Source organism: Microbacterium sp. X-17, from assembly GCF_039615055.1.
Map to the genome: position 1 here is coordinate 172,557 of NZ_JBDHNI010000001.1, position 16,675 is coordinate 189,231.

Sequence of the window (16,675 nt, forward strand, 5' to 3'; positions counted from 1 at the left end):
CCCCGCTCAGCCGGCGAGAGCCGCGAGCGCCTTCCTGAGCTGGGTGGACGAGGTCGTCATCGTGTACGGGAAGTACACGACCTCCACGCCCACCGCGGCGAACTCCCGCTCCAGCCGGAGGCCCTTCTCGGTGCCGCGCCAGTCGTCGCCCTTGAAGAACACGTCGAAGCGCAACTCTCGCCACATGTCGAGCTTGTCCGGGACGGTCTCGGCGACCGCCTCGTCCACGTACGCGATGTGGCGCACGATCTCGATCCGCTCCGCGAGGGGGATGACCGGGTCGACGCCCTTGGTGAGCCGCAGCATCTCATCGGAGACCACGCCCGCGATCAGATAGTCGCACTCGCTCCTGGCGTGCTTGAGGATGTTGAGGTGTCCGATGTGGAACAGGTCGAACGCTCCTGCGGCATAACCGACGCGCATGCTCACTTCGATTCCCCCTTCGGGTGAGGTATCCTCACCTATTTTGCACAAAAAGTGAGAACTTGTCACTAGGAATTCAGCCACTGGGGGTCGCGCGCTCGTCGTGTCACCCGAACGGGGTGCGAACCGAGGGGTGTTAGTTGAGGGTTTCTCAACTAGACTCCTGGGCACGGCCCGACCGCCGCAGGGAACCCGAACCCGAACCTGGTTCCACGCTGTCCGCGGCCGACGGCGTCAGGAAGGGGGAGGGATGAGCACCAGCGACAGCACCGCGTCGTACGGCGACATCGTGCGCCGGCTCGCCGGAGCGCAGAAGGTGTCGCTCCCCGGCTCGCCCCCCTACTCCATCTACGTGAACCGGAAGGCCGGGCGCCTGATCGCCGCGTGGGCCTACCGAGCCGGCCTGACGCCGAACGCGGTGACGGCGATCTCCGCCGCGCTGACCTTCGCCGGCATCCTGTGCATCGCCCTCATCCCGCCCGCGGCGTGGAGCGGCCTGCTGGTCTGGCTGCTGCTGGCGCTGGGCTACGCGTTCGACTCCGCCGACGGTCAGGTCGCGCGGTTGCGCGGCGGCGGGTCGCCCGCGGGCGAATGGCTCGACCACGTCGTGGACTGCGCCAAGCTGTCCAGTCTGCACATCGCCGTCGCGATCGCGATGTTCCGCTGGTTCGCGCTGCCGCCTGCGTGGCTGCTGCTCCCTCTTCTCTATGCGATCGTCTCCGCGGTCACGTTCTTCGGCATGATCCTCAACGATCTGCTGCGCGATGCCCGCGGCGGTCAGCGCACCAGGGAGGCCGGGCGCCGGTCGCTCGCGCACACGATCCTGATCCTGCCCACCGACTACGGCATCCTCTGCCTCGTGTTCCTGCTGCTCGGCTGGCCGATGCTCTTCACCATCGCCTACGGACTCTTCTTCATCGCGAACCTCGGAGCTCTCGCCTTCGCGCTTCCGCGCTGGTTCGCGCAGATGAAGCAACTCGGAAAGGAAGTCCGATGACCTCGCACGACGAGAAGAAGCCCGCGGAGGGCGCCGCCCGGATGAAGCCGCGGAACGTCGCCCTGATCGCCGCCGGCGCCGTGGTCGTGCTCGGGCTGGCGGCCGCGGGGATCTGGTGGGGCGTGACGAACGGGCCGGCGTCCTCGCCGGTCGCCGCCGACTCCGCTCGCACGCCGACCGCCTCGTCGGCTCCCGGCGCGTCCTCGGCGCCCAGCCCATCGGCCTCCGGCGCCCCGGCCTCCGGCGCCCCGGCCACCGGCGCTCCGGCCACCGGCTCCACTCCCGCACCGAGCACCGTCCCGGGAGCTGCGGGGGCCGCCCTTCCGCAGCGTCAACCGGTCGCGATGGAGTCGACGACGTCCGTCGTCAAGGGTGTGACGGTCGCAATGACGAAGCTGGAGTCGGTGAAGGGAGAAGCCGAGGGCGTCGGCGAGATCGCCGGGCCCGCCATCCGGTTCACGCTGGCCTTCTCGAACGCCGGCGCCGCCGCCTACCCGACGCAGGGCGTCGTCGTGAACGTCTACTACGGCAAGGACAACACGCCTGCCCTGCCGCTGAGCAAGCCGGGCGGGACGACCCTCGCGGCCAGCGTCGCCGCGGGCTCCACGGCGTCCGCCACCTACATCTTCACCGTGCCGGAGGACCAGCGTGGGTCCGTCATCGTCACGGTGGACTATCAGGCGGGTGCTCCCGCCATCGCCTTCCAAGGCGCCGCCCCGAAGTGACGGGCCGCCCCCAATACGGGGGGCGAGCACTCCACTCCACTCGATGCTGAGCTAAGCTCAGCGCCAAGAAACTGAGAAATTGTCGAGAAATCCCCCGAGAACCCTCAGCGACGTTTCTCCTCACAACCCGAACACAGGATGAAATCGTGACTGCATCGCACGAACCTCCCGCCAGGAGCGGGACCTCACCGGAGCCGGTGGATCGACCGCGCCGGAGCAGAGCGCTCCGCGCCGCGGCGGTCGGCCTCATCGCCGCAGTCGCGACGATCATGGCCTCCCTCGTCGTCACCCAGCCTGCGCTGGCCGACACCGCGCCACCGCCCGGCGTCCCCCAGACCGTGAGTGCCGATCCCCTCCCCACCGTCCAGATGGACGGCGTGGCCTGGGTGGAGCAGGTCGTGGGCAACACCGTCTACGTCGGCGGCCAGTTCGCGAACGCGCGGCCGGCCGGCTCCGCGTCGGGGACCAACCTGACCCCGCGCGCAAACATGCTCGCCTTCGACCTGACCACGGGCGCGCTGAACACCTCGTTCAACCCCGGGCCGAACGCGCAGGTCAAGGCGCTCGCCGTCTCGCCCGACGGCACCCGCCTCTACGTCGGCGGCTCGTTCACGACCATCGGCGGGGCGACCAGGTACCGGCTCGCGGCGTTCAACACGGCGACGGGCGCGCTCATCACCAGCTTCGTCCCGGTGATCAACGCGACCGTCAACGGCATCGTCGCCACGAACAGCACCGTCTACGCGGTCGGCGCGTTCAGCTCCGCGGGCAACCAGGCACGCACCTACGCCGCCGCGTTCTCGGCGACCAACGGCGCGATCCTGCCCTGGGCGCCGACGGTCGCCGGCGGCACGGCCCAGCACATCGTGATGTCGCCGGACGGCTCGAAGGTCGTCATCGGCGGCGACTTCACCTCGGTCAACGGATCGTCCAACCCCGGGTACGGCCTCGCCGCACTCACGCCGGACACCGCGACCATGCTGCCCTGGAACGTCAACGGCCTCATCCGCAACGGCGGCACGCAGGCGGCCATCGAGAGCCTGCACGCCGACGCGTCCGGGCTCTACGGCTCCGGCTACGTCTTCGGCCAGGGCGGCAACCTGGAAGGCTCCTTCCGGGCCGACTGGACGAACGGCGACCTGGTCTGGGTCGAGGACTGCCACGGCGACACCTACGACGTGACCGTCCTCCAAGGCGTGGAGTACGCCGTCGGCCACCCGCACTACTGCGGCAACATCGGCGGCTTCCCGCAGACCAGCCCGACGTGGACCTTCCACCGCGCATTGGCCTTCACCACGGACGTCCGCGGCACGATCACGGCCGACCCGTACGGGTACTACAACTACGCGGGCAACCCGCGGCCCGACCTCCTGAACTGGTACCCCGACGTCAACGTCGGCTCGTACACCGGTCAGAGCCAGGGGCCGTGGAGCAACGAGTCGTCCGGCAACTACCTCATCCTCGGCGGCGAGTTCACCCAGGTGCAGGGCAAACAGCAGCAGGGTCTGGTGCGGTTCGCCATGCCGTCCGTGGCTCCGCTGAAGATCGGCCCGCAGATCCCCGCGGCCTCCTACACCCCGAACGTGATCTCCCTCACGGCGGGCACGGCGCGCATCGCCTTCAAGACGAATTGGGACCCGGACAACGAGACCCTGACGTACGACGTGATCCGCGGGCAGGCGACAGGTCACCCGATCTACACGACCCAGGTGACGACGCCGTTCTGGCAACCCAAATCCATCGTCTTCACCGATACCGGGCAGACGCCGGGAACGACGCAGACCTACCGGATCAGGGCGACGGATCCCAACGGCAACTCGGTGATGGGCCCGTCGGTGTCGGTGACGATCGCGAGCTCCGGGTCGATGACCCCGTACGCGTCCAACACGCTGGGCAACAGCCCGGAGTACTACTGGCCGCTCAACGAGGGCTCGGGCACGAACGCCTACGACTGGGCGAACGGCAACGACGCGACGCTGAACACGGGTGTCACCCGCTCCGGCACCGGCCCGCTGAACCCGGACAGCACGACCGCTGCGGTCTTCGACGGCCAGTCCGACGGGTTCTTCCCGGCACCCTCCAACGAGGACGGACCGAACACGTTCACCGCGCAGGCCTGGATCAAGACCACCACCACCCAGGGCGGCAAGATCCTCGGCTTCGGCAACCAGTCGACCGGCAACTCGTCCAGCTACGACCGGCACATCTACATGGCCAACAACGGCCGGGTGTACTTCGGTGTGTACCCGGGCAGCGTGCAGACGCTGAGCACCCCGACGTCGCTGAACGACGGGCAGTGGCACCAGATCACCGCGACCCTCGGCAGCGGAGGCATGGTCCTCTACGTCGACGGGCTGCGGGTGGCGTCCCGGACGGATGTCACGACCGGTCAGGCGTACAACGGCTACTGGCGGGTCGGCGGAGACAACCTCAACGGCTGGAACAGCCAGCCGTCGAGCAACTACTTCGCCGGCACCATCTCGCAAGTCGCCATCTACCAGTCGGTGCTGAGCAAGTCGCAGGTCTCCGCGAGCTACCAGGCGGCCGGCTACACGCTCAACATCCCGCCGGTCCCCGCTGACGCGTATGGAGCCTCAGTGCGCCAGAGCGACCCCGACCTGTACTGGCGTCTCGCCGACACCGGGTCGACTGCGGCGGACTCGGGCGCCTACGGCCAGACGGGAACCTACCGGGGCGGTTACACCCACAACCAGACGGGTGCGCTGTTCGGTGTCTCCAACGCGGCCACGGCCTTCAACGGGAACACCGGCATCGCGGTCAGCAACCAGCAGGTCTCCAACCCGACGACCTACTCGCTCGAGGCGTGGTTCAAGACGAACACGACCAACGGCGGCAAGCTGATCGGATTCGGTGACGCGCAGACCGGGCTGTCGAGCAACTACGACCGGCACGTCTACATGCAGAACGACGGCAGGCTCGTCTTCGGCACGTGGACAGGGCAGGCGAACACCATCACCTCGCCGAACCCGCTGAACGACAACAAGTGGCACTACGTGGTGGCCACCCAGGCGTCGGACGGCATGGTGCTGTACGTCGACGGAGTCGCGGTCGGGACCAACCCGCAGACGCAGGCGCAGAGCTACAGCGGCTACTGGCGGATCGGCGGCGACAACACGTGGGGATCCAACAGCCCGTACTTCAAGGGCACGCTCGACGAGGTCGCCGTCTACTCGACGGAGCTCTCGGCGGGCGCGGTGGCGAACCACTACTCGCTCGGCACGACCGGCAACACGGTGAACCAACCGCCGACGGCCTCCTTCACGGCGACCTCGTCGGGGCTGATCGCTTCGGTGGACGCGTCCGCATCGACCGACGCGGACGGCACGATCGCCTCGTACTCGTGGAACTGGGGAGACGGCGCGACCTCGACCGGTGTCACGTCCAGCCACACCTACGCCACGGCCGGGACTTACGCGGTCACGCTCACGGTCACCGACAACGGCGGAGCGACGGGCACGTCGTCCCAGTCGGTGACGGTGGCGCCCATCCCGAACCAGCCGCCGACATCGTCCTTCACGGTGACGCCGACGAACCTCTCGGTCAGCACCGACGCCTCGGCGTCGACCGACCCGGACGGCACGATCATCGGCTACGCGTGGGACTGGGGTGACGGCTCCACCGGAACCGGCGTCACCGCGTCGCACACCTACGCGGCGGGCGGGACCTACACGATCACGCTGACGACGACGGACAACAGCAACGCGAGCACCGGCTCGACGAAGCAGGTGACGGTGACACCGCCGAACCAGCCTCCGACTGCGGCGTTCACGACGTCCGCCAACGGCCTCGCGCTGAGCGTGGACGGTTCGACCTCGAGCGACCCGGACGGCACGATCGCCTCCTACGCGTGGAACTTCGGCGACGGAGCGACCGCGACAGGGGCGACGGCGTCGCACACCTACGCGGCGGCCGGGACGTACACGGTCACGCTGGTGGTCACCGACAACCAGTCGGCGACGGGCACCACGAGCCAGCAGGTGACGGTGGCCAAGGCCAACGTGGCCCCGACGGCGGCGTTCACGTCGTCCGCCACCGGGCTCGCGGTGAGCGTGGACGGTTCGACCTCCAGCGACCCGGACGGCACCATCGCCTCGTACGCGTGGGACTTCGGCGACGGGGCGACCGCGGCAGGGGCGACGGCGTCGCACACCTACGCGGCGGCCGGGACGTACACGATCACCCTGGTGGTCACCGACAACCAGTCGGCGACGGGCACGACGGCCAAGCAGGTCGTCGTCACCGCCACCACGGGCGCCGTGCTCGCCGCGGACGCCTTCGGCAGGACCGTGGCGAACGGCTGGGGCACGGCGGACACCGGCGGCGCCTGGACCGCGACCGGGACGGCGGCGAACTTCTCCGTCGGCAACGGCGTCGGGTCCATCGCGGTACCGGTGGGCATGACGCGCACCGAGCGACTGGGCGCGGTCTCCTCGGCGGCGTCGGACGTTCAGGCGTCCTTCACCGTCGACAGGGCGGCGACCGGCGGCGGCCAGTACGTCGGGCTCATCGGCCGGCAGGTCGGCAGCACGGCGTTCTACGGCCGGGCCTGGGTCAAGGCCGGCGGCGCCGTCCAGATCCAGATCCTGGAGGGCGGGACCACGCTGAAGGCGCTCAACGTCGCCGGGCTCACCTGGACGCCGGGCATGGTGCTCAACGTCCGGATGACGACGGTCGGCGACGGGACCACCACGACGATGAACGCCAAGGTCTGGGACGCGTCGCAGGCCGAGCCGGCGACCTGGCAGGTGACGGCCACCAGCACCACGGCCGCCATGCAGCCGGCCGGAAGCGTCGGCGTCGTCGCCTACGTCTCCGCCTCGGCGACGGATCCGACGACCAACATCACCGTGGACAACTTCAGCGCGAAGTCGGCTCAGTAGTCCTCGGACGGTCAGGATGGCGGGGAGTGCGGGACAGGCGAAGGCCGTCCCGGGCTCCCCGCCATCCGGCGCGTACGGCCTCGGTCGAGGTCAGGAACTGCCGGCGGCCGCCCTGCAGCAGCACCTCCCACGCGACGGGGAGGGTGGCGCGCCGCCACGCGCGGACGGTCTCCGGCGGCAGGTTCCTGGCCGCGAACAGCAGCCGGTTCCGGATGTTGTAGTAGTAATACGTCGCCGACTTGCGGGCGCCGGAGCGGGACCCGTCCGTGCCCTGGGTGCCGCCCTCGTCGTGGACGGCCGTGGCCTCCTCGACCAGCGACAGCGTGCCGCCGGCGCGGGTGACGCGGAGCGACAGGTCGACGTCCTCCCAGTAGAGGAAGTACTCGTCGGCGAACCCGCCGACGGCGTCCCAGAGCTCCGCGGTGACGAACAGGCATGCGCCGCTCAGCCACGGCAGCCGGTCGCCCTCCACGGTGCCGCGGCGAGCGGCGGAGCGGATGCGACCGTCCTTCAGGTAGACGTCGGCGCCGACCGACCAGGGCGAGCCGTCCGAGCGCCGGACCACGGGCGAGAGCAGTGCGAGCGGCTCGGCGGCGGAGCGCGCGGCCAGTGCCTCGACGCTCGCGCGATCGATGGTGGCGTCCGGATTGATCAGCAGGAAGCGGCGCGCGCCGAGCTCCCGGGCACGCGCGACGCCCGCGTTCATCCCGGTGCCGAAGCCGACGTTCTGGGCGAACGCGACCACGTCCCAACTGTGCGCGGCGGCCAGCGAGCGCAGGGCCGCGAGTTCGTCGCGCGTAGAGAAGTTGTCCACGACCACGACGACGGCCTCGGGGAGCGCGGCCGCGACGGTGCCCAGCGTACGGGCGAGGAGAGTGGACGACCCGTAGTTCACGACGACGATGGCGAGCCCGTCGAGCTCGCTGGGAAGGCCTGAGGCTGCCATGATGACAATCGTGCACCACATCGTCCTCGCTGTGCTCACCTTCCGCCGGCCCACCGACATCCGGGCGATCTTGCCCGTGCTCGCGCGGGAGGCGGCCGAGGTCGCGGACACGGGGGTCGAGGTGCGCGTCCAGGTGGTCGACAACGACCCCGACGGCAGCGCCGAGGCGGCCGTCGGGGAGCTCGCCCGGCAGCTCGACGTGCGCGTCGACTACGTCGTCGAGCGGACGCCGGGGATCTCCGCCGCGCGCAATCGCGCGCTCGCGGCCGCGGCCGACGACGACGTGCTGATCTTCATCGACGACGACGAGCGTCCGGAGCCCGGCTGGCTCACGGCGCTCCTGGAGACCTGGCGGACCACCGGTGCGGAGGCCGTCGTCGGCCCGGTGACCTCGACCTTCGAGGTCGTCCCCGACGCATGGACGGAGGCCGGCGGCTTCTTCGTCCGCCGTCGCCTGGCGACCGGCACGGAGGTCGCGGTCGCCGCGACGAACAACCTCCTCCTCCGGCTCGACTTCGTCCGGGAGCACGGCCTCCGCTTCGACCTCGACTTCGGCATCACCGGCGGCGACGACACCATGTTCACGCGCGAGCTGGTCAGGGCGGGAGGGCGCATCGTCTGGTGCGCCGAGGCGATGGTGGTCGACGTCGTGCCCGCCGCGCGCGTCACGCACCGCTGGGTGATGCTGCGCGCGTTCAGCAGCGGCAACAGCTGGTCGGCGACGTCCGCCAAGCTCGCGCGCACGCCCGCCGAGCGGCTGATCGCGTTCTGCTCGTCCACGGCCTCCGGTACGGCGCGCGTCGCACTGGGCTGCCTGCGGGTGGCGGCCGGCATCGTCCTGCGGTCGCTACGCCACCGGGCCAGAGGGGCGCGCACGATCGCGCGCGGCCTCGGGATGGTCTCCGGCGCCTTCGGCTACGGCTACCAGGAGTACCGGCGCGGCTGAGGCGCCGAGGCGGCCGCGGAGCGCGCGGACGCGGGCTCCAGCGCGCGGCGGTAGGCGTCGACGTGGGCCGCGCCCACCGTCGACCACTCCCGGGCCGAGAGGTCGGGGCGGCGTGGCGGGGGCTCCGCGCGCAGGTCGGCGAGCGTCTGGTCGAGCGTCTCGGTCGTCAGTGCGCCGGCGTAGCGTCGCACCCACCGGTCGCCGACCTCGCGGGCGAGCGCCCGGTTGACCTCGTTGTCGGGGACCAGCACGGGCCGGTCGAGGGAGAGGGCCGCGAGCGTCCCTCCCGAGTTGTGCATCTCGCGGTACGGGAGGACGACGAGCTGGGCCGCCGAGGCGATCCCGACGAGCTGCTCGTCGCTGAGGAACTCCAGCGTGAGGCCGATCCGCTCGTCGTCGCCCGCGAGCCCCGCGATCTCCGCGGCGAGCTCGGGTGTCGACGGCCGTCCGCCGACCTGCAGGCTGGCGTCCGGAGGCATGCCCGAGAAGGCGCTGACCAGGGCCTGGACGTTCTTGTAGCGGCGGATGAGGCCGAAGTACGCCAGCCGCCCGTCGACCTGCTGTCGTCGCGGCACATCGCGGAACCAGTCGCGGTAGTGGCCATGCAGGATTGTCACGGTCTCCGTCCCCGGCGGCACGGGGGTCTGCTCGTTGAGCACGATCCGCAGCGTCGTCGCCCGGTCGAACCGGGCGAGCAGGAAGCGCTGCAGGCGACCGATCCCGTCCGGAAGCTCCAGGTTGTGCACCGTACGCACGACGGGCGTGCGCAGGAGGGCGATCCGCAGCAGCAGGACGGCCGCGAGGAGCTGCCGCACGAGGGCGCGCAAGGGCGTACGGCCCTCGAGCAGGATCTCCGGCCAGTGCAGATGGATGACGTCGTACCGGGTCAGCAGGGCGTTTCGCCAGGAGAAGGTCCGGAGCACGACGTCCGGTTGGCGCCGGATGGCCTCCGCGAGCATGACGATGTAGGGGTTGGTGGTGGGCCGCGGGTCCGGGAACGACTGCAGCACGACCAAGGGCCGGGCGGTCATGGCAGAACGCCCCTCTGCTCGTCCGCGGACGCGCGTGGGATCAGCGCGATCCCGATCAGGAGGGTGAGCAGGGTGACCGACGAATACCACGGCCCGAAGAACAGCGACCACAGCGTGCGCACGGCGAGGTAGATGAGGAGCGCGCTGGCGGTGCGCTGCGCGATGGTGTGGCCGAGCCCGCGCAGCGTGTACCAGAGCAGCGCGACCGCGAGGGCGAGGCCCGCGACGCCGTAGCCGGCCCAGAGGTCCCCGATCATGGAGTGCAGCTCGAAGCCGGTCCCGAACATGAAGTTGTCGACGTAGCCGTTGTTGGGGGCGTAGTTGATCGAGTACATGCCCTGCTTCGCGACCAGGATCTGCGTCGAGTCCGCGTACACGCCTGATCCGAATCCGAAGGGATAGTGCTGCATGAGGGCGGTGGTGGCGGCGAGCTCGGGGCGGCCGCCCAGGATCAGCGACCCGGAGGTGTCGATCTGGGTGATCGTCCGTTGCTGGGTCGCCTGGCCGAGCGCTCCGTCCACGATGAGCGACTGGCCGACGTTGTACGCGATCGCCGAGATCACAAGCAGGCCGAGGATCACGCGCGCCGTCGACGCGCGTCTGGTCGTCGCCGCCGGCCGCATCTGCCAGACGACGAGCACCGCGGTGAGCAGGAGGATCGCGAAGCCGCTCCGGGCGTCGCTGACCATCGACAGCCCCGAGAGTGCGACGAGCATCACGAGTTCGAGGGGCCGGCTGCGCCGGATGGTGGCGAGGCTCAGCGCGACGATGGTCACCGGGACGGCGAAGACGAACTTCCACGGGTTGCCGCCGGCGAGGATGCCGTGCGGGTCGATCCCCAGGACGAGCCCGATGCCGAAGAGCAGGCCGACGGCCCAGATGGGCATCAGCGTGCGTGCCCAGAGCACGACGCCGATCGTGAGCATCGTGCCGACGAGCACGAACGTGTTCTGGAGCATGAGGCCGTTGCCCGTGTGGGCGGTTCCGTTCGCGAGGTCGGTCAGGAGCATCCCGTTCACCGCGGCAGCGAGGCCGAGGACCGTCAGCAGGACGCCGCCGTGGAATCGCCGCAGGACAGGCGCCCACACCGGGATGAGCAGAGTGGCCACGAGGTAGCCGGCGGTCAGGCCCTGGGGGAGCTGGATGCGGGCCCCGATGATGACCAGGGCGATGGCGGCGACCGCGCGGCCGATGGCCGTCGCGGTGTCGTGCGTGCCCGTCGCGCCGCCCTTCCGCGCCGCGCGTGCGCTCGCGGGCGCGGTGAGGCGCAGCGGAGACGGGTTCGCGAAGGCCATCGGGCGAGTCCTTTCGACCTATATTGTGAGATTATCTCATCAAGTGGGAGCGGGTCCTAGTCCCCCATCCTGGGCAGGGCGTCGTCTGCGGCGGGCTCCTCCGGCACGGCGTCGGCCTCCGCCCGCCTCCGGGCGAGGTCGCGCCGGACGTACCAGAGGTTCGGGATCACCTGGCAGAGCAGCACGGCGACGGCCGAGCCGATGATCGGGCCGCCTGCGCCGATCGCGAGGGTCAGCCACCACGAGATCCCGAGGTTGATCGGCACCATGATGAGGATCGGCAGCACCTGGAAGGTCAGTCCGCGTCGATCGGTCATGTACATCCCGATCGGGTACTTCGCGGCCTGGACGGCGACGAAGGCGATGTACCCGCCGACCAGCCAGCCGTCGAGCGTGAGCTTGCCGCTCGAGACGAACTGGGTGACCCAGGGCAGCACCGCGGTGAGGAGCAGCGCCACGACCAGGCCGCCCGCGGTGAAGACCAGGGTCGGCCGGAAGGGGGACTCCACACGCGCGGCCGAGCGTGCGCGAGCGTAGAGGGGCCAGAACGCGACCCCGGCCGCGGCGATCGTCTGCAGGATCATCCCGTAGAGCTGCGTCGCCAGGTTGTACTGCGCCAGCTCGGTGCCGTGCGTGAGGTGGCTGAGCAGCAGCCGGTCGGTCTGCATCGCGATCGGGAGGGCGAGCATCTGCGCCAGCATCGGCCAGGCGAGCCCGAAGGCGGCCACGTTGGGCTCGCGCCGGACCCGCGGGACGGCGCGGAACGCGGCGCCGACCTGCGGGTGCAGCGAGCGCGCGGCCAGGACCAGGCAGATCACCGAGACCAGGCCCCCTGCGATGTACGAGAGTACGGCGAGGAAGCTGTCCGCGGGGACGGCCAGCACGATCAGCACGGCGATGGAGAGGAACATGAACGGCGCGACCACGAACTGGGTCGCGGTCTGAAGGGTGGTCTTGTCGAGCCCGACCAGGATGCGCTGGCCGACGGTCAGGGGCAGGGTGATCCCGAACACCGCCAGGCAGAGGAACGCCGCGATGCTCCCGGAGCCCGGCGTGAGCCCGGAGCCGAGGATGGCCGGCCACCAGCCCAGCAGCGTGATCGCGAGGGCGACGAGCGCGATGATCCCGCCCGCGACGATGAGGATGCGCAGGGCGGTGGTGATCGACCGCCGCACCATCGGGTCCGTCCGCGGCTCCGACGATCCGGCGATGGCGTTGATCACGACGGCGGCCATGCCGAGGTCGGCGAAGGGGAGCAGTGTCGAGAGCGTCGAGAGGAGGCCGTACTGCGCGTAGGCGTCCGTGCCGAAGTGCGTGATGATCAGGCGGCTCGTGAAGATGCCGATGAGCCCGGAGGCGCCCATCACAAGCACCTTCGTCAGCGCCGTGGAGGACACCGCGCGGGAGACGCCGAGCCCGCGCCTCATGCGGTGGCGCGCTCGAACAGCCACTGGTCGGCCGCCCGTCGGCCGTCCACGGGGGGAAGCGATCGGAGGACGTCCTCCGGTGTGCGGGGGTCGTCGAGCGCCGCGATCAGTGCGGCGGCGAGCGTCTCGACGCCGGCGTCCGACGCGACCACGTGATGGCCCTCCGTCACCAGCCACGAGCTGAGGCCGCTCTCGCGGGTCGTGACGATCACGCAGCCATTGGCGAGGCCCTCGACGATCGGGAGGCCGACCTGCTCGCGCCAGCGTGCGCGGGGCTGCGACGGCAGCGCGAGCGCCTTGATCGACCGGAGCGCCTCGGGGATGGCCGACCGCGGCGGGTCGATCGTCAGCGTGATCGACGGGTCGCCTGCGGCGGCCTCCTCCGCGAGGTCCTGCAGGGGGCCCTTCCCCAGAAGCACGAGACGGGCCGACGGGCGCGCGGCACGAACCAGGGGCCAGGCCGCGAGCAACTCCATGAGCCCCTTGCGCTCGTCGAACGCGCCGAGGAAGCCGACGACGGGCTCGCGCGGCTCGGTGGGGGCGCCGTCGGCCGGCGAGGGGAGGGCGGGGATGATGCGCGTCGATTGGCGCCGGCCGGGCGCGAACGTGTCGTGGTAGAGGTCCCACGACGCGTCGGTGCCGAACGCGAGCCTGTCGATGTTGCGGTGGACGTAGCGGGCGAGCCGCATCCGGCCCCAGCGGCCGAGGCGCCCGCGCGATCCGGCCGGCTGCGGCGGCTCGAGGTTCTCGATGGCGTAGCTCACGATCGAGGTGTGGCCTCCGCGCAGCAGGTCGACCGTCCGAACGGCGGCCACCGAGAGCGCGGTGCGCCGTGCCGCGGAGAGCATCAGCGGTTCGTTGACCTCCAGGGTCGCGACGTGCGAGCGGGCGATGATGCGCGCCGCCGTCAGGTCGCCCGCCTGGGTCAGGTCGAGGCCGGGCTCGAGCGACGCGTCGTAGTCGTAGCGTCGGTCGCGATAGATGATCGTCGCCGGCTCGAAGTCGTGCGCGCGCTCGAGGTGCGCCGATCGGACCACTTCATACAGCCGCACGTCGCGATGTGCGGTCCGGTTGGCGGTCATGGTCAATCACGCCCGGATCGCACCGCGTTCTCCGCCGGCACGACGTTGTCGTCCGCCGTGGGCTCGTCGTCCGGGACGGTGTCGCGTCGTCGGTCGGACGGCGGCTCCGGCTCCCGGGCGGCAGAGCGCGCCTCGGTGGGGCGCATGCTCTCCGCGACGGGAGGCGGCGCGTCCTGCGCGCGCCAGCCCACCGCGCGATCGGTGCGCACCGAGTTGGCCGCCCGCCGGGCCGCGGATGTCGACCGGGAGACGTTCGCAGCGGGTGTGACGTAGGCGTTGTAGGGGCTCCGCGGGGCAGCGGGGACGAAGTTGAGCACGACGCCGAGCACAGGGGCGTTGACCCGCTCCAGCGACTCCAGGGCGAGCTGGAGGTCGTGCCGCGTCGTCCCGTTGTAGCGGACGGTGACGAGGGCGCCGTCCGTCAGGCGGGACAGCGGCAGCGTGTCCGTCACCGTGAGCAGCGGCACGGAGTCGAAGACCACGAAGTCGTACTCGGCCGCCATCGTCCGCACCAGGTCCGAAAAGGCGGCGGAGCTCAGGAGCTGGCTCGGGTTGGACGGGATCGTTCCGGCGGCCAGCACGTCGAGGTTCGGGGCGCCCCACTGCTGCACGGCCTCGGAGAGCGAGGCACGTCCGACGAGCACAGAGGTGAGCCCGACCGAGCCCTCGATCTGGCAGAGGGCGGCCACGGAGGGCCGGCGGAGGTCGGCGTCCACCAGCAGCACGCGCCCCACGCGCTCCGCCATCGCGAGCGCGAGGTTGATCGACACGGTGCTCTTGCCGTCGTCGACGGAGGGGGAGGAGACGACCACGACCCGGATCGACCGGTCGAGATCCGCGAACTCCAGATTGGAGACCAGCCCGCGGTAGGACTCCGCCTCCGCGGACCCCGGTGACGCGAGGACGGCCAGTGGGTCGGTGCGGCGCCGGCCGCGCGGGATGCGGCCAAGCACCGGCAGTTCGGCGATGTTCTGGATGTCCTGGCTCGTGCGCACACGCGTGTCGAGCAGCTGGCGGGTGACGGCGTAGATCAGCCCGAGGGCGAGGCCGGCTCCGGCGCCGAGGACTATCGCGAGCGTCCTGTTCGGTGAGATGGGCACCTTCGGCAGCGTCGCCGGCGCGATGACGGACGTCGTGATCGCGGGCTGATGGTTGGTCGTCACCGGGGCGATCGCGCTGATGGCCTGTGCGAGCGAGCTGGTCACCGCTCCGGCCATCTTCTGGGCCATCGCCGGGTCGGGGTCGTCGGCGGAGATGTTGATGATCACCGTGTTGATCGGGGTGTCCGCGCTGATCTTCGAGGCGAACGCGCCGGTGGGCCCGGTGAAGCCGACGGCGTCCATCGCGGGCCGGAGGACGCTGTCGGTGGTCGCGAGCGCGGCGTAGGACTGCACGACGTTCTGGGCGAAAGTCGACCCCTGGAGCAGCTCGGAGGTGTTGTCGCCCTGGCGGGCGGAGATGAACACGCTGGAGGTCGAGCGGTACACGGGCGTGATCTGCGAGGAGATGGCGAACCCGAGCGCGCCTCCGATGAGCGTCAGAGCGAGGATCGTTATCCAGCGCTTGCGGATCGCTGTGAAGTATTGATGCAGGTCCACGATAGGTGGTCCTCTCAGTCGGGTGCGTTAACCGTAGGCCTCGCCGCCTTGTTGAGTAAAGCTCAAAAATGACCCCCGTCGTGGGGGTCGGCCCGATCGATCACCGCCAGGATCGCGTCGTCGTAGCGTGCTCGGGAGTGGCGTTCGGCCGCGTCGTCGCGCGCGGTCTCCGCGTCGCGCCGGAAGGTGTCCCAGTCGTCCGCGATCCGCTCCACCGCGTCGGCGATGGCCTCGGCGTCGCCGGGACGGACGAAGACGGCCGACGGATAGCCGGCCGCCGCCTCCCGCAGTCCCGAGGTCTCCGAGACGACGACGGGCCTGCGGGCGAGCACCGCCTCGACGGCCGTGTTGCCGAACGGCTCGTCGAGCCGGGAGGGCACCAGGGCGATGTCCGCCGCGTCGAGCTCTTCCCACACACTCGGCCGGAAGCCGAGGAAGCGCACGCGCTCCTCCAGCCCGTTGTCGGCGACGTACTGCCGGAGTTGTACGGCGAACCACTCGTAGCCGTCGAAGACGTCGCCGACGATGTCCAGCGTGGCGTCCCGTCCGCGGTCGGCGAGAAGCTTCACGGCCGCCACGCAGAGGTCGACGCCCTTGCGCTCCGACAGCCGGCCGACGTACGCGAGCCGGACCGAACCGCTCAGGGTCCCGCGGGGCGGCGTCGGGGCAGGGGGCCCGTCGACGGCGTTGAGCACCACGGTGGTGCGCGCCCCGAGCGCAGGATACGGCTCGGCGAGCACCCCCGCGCTGAACTCGCTGTTCGTGGCGATCGCCTGGGCGAGCAGCAGGGGGGTCGAGAGGGCGCGCTTCATGATCGGACGTGCGGCCGCCTCGGCCTCGTGGACGTGGCACACCGCCACGCGGCCGCTCAGCCGGGCCGCGACCAGCCAGACCGGGATGGTCAGCGTGCTGACGTAGACCGCGTCGACCCTGTGCAGGCGGATCATCCGGATCGCGCGCACGATCGCCGTGGGCAGCGCGACGGCGAGTCGGGCCAGCCCCGACGCGGAGAGCAGCCGCTTGCGGAGCACAGGGAACCCGACGATCTCGGCGGTGGCTCCGCGCCGGCGGGCCTCCGCCAGCAGCGGCCCATCGGTCGGCGTCACCACGACCACGCGCTCGCCGCGGGCAGTGAGCGCTGACACCGTCTCCAGCATCACCCGGTCGGATCCGTAGAGCTCCGCGCTGGGGTGCGCGACGAGCACCGATCGTCGCCGGGTGGTGGCCATCTCGTCTCCTGCGATCACTGGAGGGACACGCGGAATCCGACGACTCTATCGTCATGCGTGCTTCGGGGGTAACGT

General features: G+C 70.7%; 12 protein-coding genes. 4 read left to right on the top strand and 8 right to left on the bottom strand.

All coding sequences use genetic code 11. From position 1 onward, the window contains the following. Positions 1-6 precede the first annotated feature (6 nt). On the bottom strand, positions 7-429 hold the full coding sequence (locus ABCS02_RS00815; RefSeq protein WP_345833710.1) for an adenylyltransferase/cytidyltransferase family protein: 423 nt from the start codon (positions 427-429) through the stop codon (positions 7-9). A 244-nt stretch (positions 430-673) separates the two neighbouring features. On the opposite strand from ABCS02_RS00815, the gene ABCS02_RS00820 reads away from it, so the two are divergent. From ABCS02_RS00820 to ABCS02_RS00830, 3 genes are all read left to right on the top strand, one after another. Beyond that, the gene (locus ABCS02_RS00820) at positions 674-1,420 is read left to right on the top strand and encodes a CDP-alcohol phosphatidyltransferase family protein (protein ID WP_345833711.1); all 747 of its coding nucleotides are present in this window, start codon (positions 674-676) and stop codon (positions 1,418-1,420) included. Further along, positions 1,417-2,145 (top strand): hypothetical protein, encoded by a 729-nt coding sequence (locus ABCS02_RS00825; protein WP_345833712.1) that lies wholly within the window; start codon positions 1,417-1,419, stop codon positions 2,143-2,145. Before ABCS02_RS00820 ends, ABCS02_RS00825 begins: the two co-directional genes overlap by 4 nt. Positions 2,146-2,291: 146 nt before the next feature. Continuing rightward, a complete protein-coding gene (locus ABCS02_RS00830; RefSeq protein ID WP_345833713.1) occupies positions 2,292-7,046 on the top strand; it encodes a PKD domain-containing protein in 4,755 nt (1,584 codons plus the stop codon). Here the strand turns inward: ABCS02_RS00830 and ABCS02_RS00835 are convergent. Beyond that, a complete protein-coding gene (locus tag ABCS02_RS00835; protein ID WP_345833714.1) occupies positions 7,024-7,992 on the bottom strand; it encodes a glycosyltransferase family 2 protein in 969 nt (322 codons plus the stop codon). The genes ABCS02_RS00830 and ABCS02_RS00835 overlap by 23 nt on opposite strands. Before the next feature lies 1 nt (position 7,993). Between ABCS02_RS00835 and ABCS02_RS00840 the strand changes: the two genes are divergently transcribed. Next, positions 7,994-8,938 carry a glycosyltransferase family 2 protein gene (locus ABCS02_RS00840; RefSeq protein ID WP_345833715.1) on the top strand — a complete coding sequence of 315 codons (945 nt, stop codon included), beginning with the start codon at positions 7,994-7,996 and terminating at the stop codon, positions 8,936-8,938. Here the strand turns inward: ABCS02_RS00840 and ABCS02_RS00845 are convergent. The 6 genes from ABCS02_RS00845 to ABCS02_RS00870 all read right to left on the bottom strand — a co-directional run bounded on the left by ABCS02_RS00845 (position 8,914) and on the right by ABCS02_RS00870 (position 16,600). Then, positions 8,914-9,969: a glycosyl transferase gene (locus ABCS02_RS00845; protein ID WP_345833716.1), complete on the bottom strand. Its 1,056-nt coding sequence runs from the start codon at positions 9,967-9,969 to the stop codon at positions 8,914-8,916. The two genes, ABCS02_RS00840 and ABCS02_RS00845, sit on opposite strands and share 25 nt — an antisense overlap. Beyond that, positions 9,966-11,264 carry a hypothetical protein gene (locus ABCS02_RS00850; protein WP_345833717.1) on the bottom strand — a complete coding sequence of 433 codons (1,299 nt, stop codon included), beginning with the start codon at positions 11,262-11,264 and terminating at the stop codon, positions 9,966-9,968. The genes ABCS02_RS00845 and ABCS02_RS00850 overlap by 4 nt, the downstream gene beginning before the upstream one ends. 56 nt (positions 11,265-11,320) lie before the next feature. Next, positions 11,321-12,691 carry an oligosaccharide flippase family protein gene (locus ABCS02_RS00855; RefSeq protein WP_345833718.1) on the bottom strand — a complete coding sequence of 457 codons (1,371 nt, stop codon included), beginning with the start codon at positions 12,689-12,691 and terminating at the stop codon, positions 11,321-11,323. After that, positions 12,688-13,773 carry a glycosyltransferase family 4 protein gene (locus ABCS02_RS00860; protein WP_345833719.1) on the bottom strand — a complete coding sequence of 362 codons (1,086 nt, stop codon included), beginning with the start codon at positions 13,771-13,773 and terminating at the stop codon, positions 12,688-12,690. Before ABCS02_RS00860 ends, ABCS02_RS00855 begins: the two co-directional genes overlap by 4 nt. 2 nt (positions 13,774-13,775) lie before the next feature. Next, positions 13,776-15,371: a polysaccharide biosynthesis tyrosine autokinase gene (locus tag ABCS02_RS00865; protein WP_345833720.1), complete on the bottom strand. Its 1,596-nt coding sequence runs from the start codon at positions 15,369-15,371 to the stop codon at positions 13,776-13,778. A 62-nt stretch (positions 15,372-15,433) separates the two neighbouring features. Then, the gene (locus ABCS02_RS00870) at positions 15,434-16,600 is read right to left on the bottom strand and encodes a glycosyltransferase family 4 protein (RefSeq protein WP_345833721.1); all 1,167 of its coding nucleotides are present in this window, start codon (positions 16,598-16,600) and stop codon (positions 15,434-15,436) included. Positions 16,601-16,675: the final 75 nt, after the last annotated feature.

Bases quoted from the DNA above. Each gene is read 5' to 3' on its own strand.
- ABCS02_RS00860 (WP_345833719.1), bottom strand. From the start codon at position 13,773: ATGACCGCCAACCGGACCGCACATCGCGACGTGCGGCTGTATGAAGTG.
- ABCS02_RS00825 (WP_345833712.1), top strand. From the start codon at position 1,417: ATGACCTCGCACGACGAGAAGAAGCCCGCGGAGGGCGCCGCCCGGATG.
- ABCS02_RS00845 (WP_345833716.1), bottom strand. From the start codon at position 9,969: ATGACCGCCCGGCCCTTGGTCGTGCTGCAGTCGTTCCCGGACCCGCGG.
- ABCS02_RS00835 (WP_345833714.1), bottom strand. From the start codon at position 7,992: ATGGCAGCCTCAGGCCTTCCCAGCGAGCTCGACGGGCTCGCCATCGTC.
- ABCS02_RS00855 (WP_345833718.1), bottom strand. From the start codon at position 12,691: ATGAGGCGCGGGCTCGGCGTCTCCCGCGCGGTGTCCTCCACGGCGCTG.
- ABCS02_RS00850 (WP_345833717.1), bottom strand. From the start codon at position 11,264: ATGGCCTTCGCGAACCCGTCTCCGCTGCGCCTCACCGCGCCCGCGAGC.
- ABCS02_RS00870 (WP_345833721.1), bottom strand. From the start codon at position 16,600: ATGGCCACCACCCGGCGACGATCGGTGCTCGTCGCGCACCCCAGCGCG.
- ABCS02_RS00820 (WP_345833711.1), top strand. From the start codon at position 674: ATGAGCACCAGCGACAGCACCGCGTCGTACGGCGACATCGTGCGCCGG.
- ABCS02_RS00840 (WP_345833715.1), top strand. From the start codon at position 7,994: ATGACAATCGTGCACCACATCGTCCTCGCTGTGCTCACCTTCCGCCGG.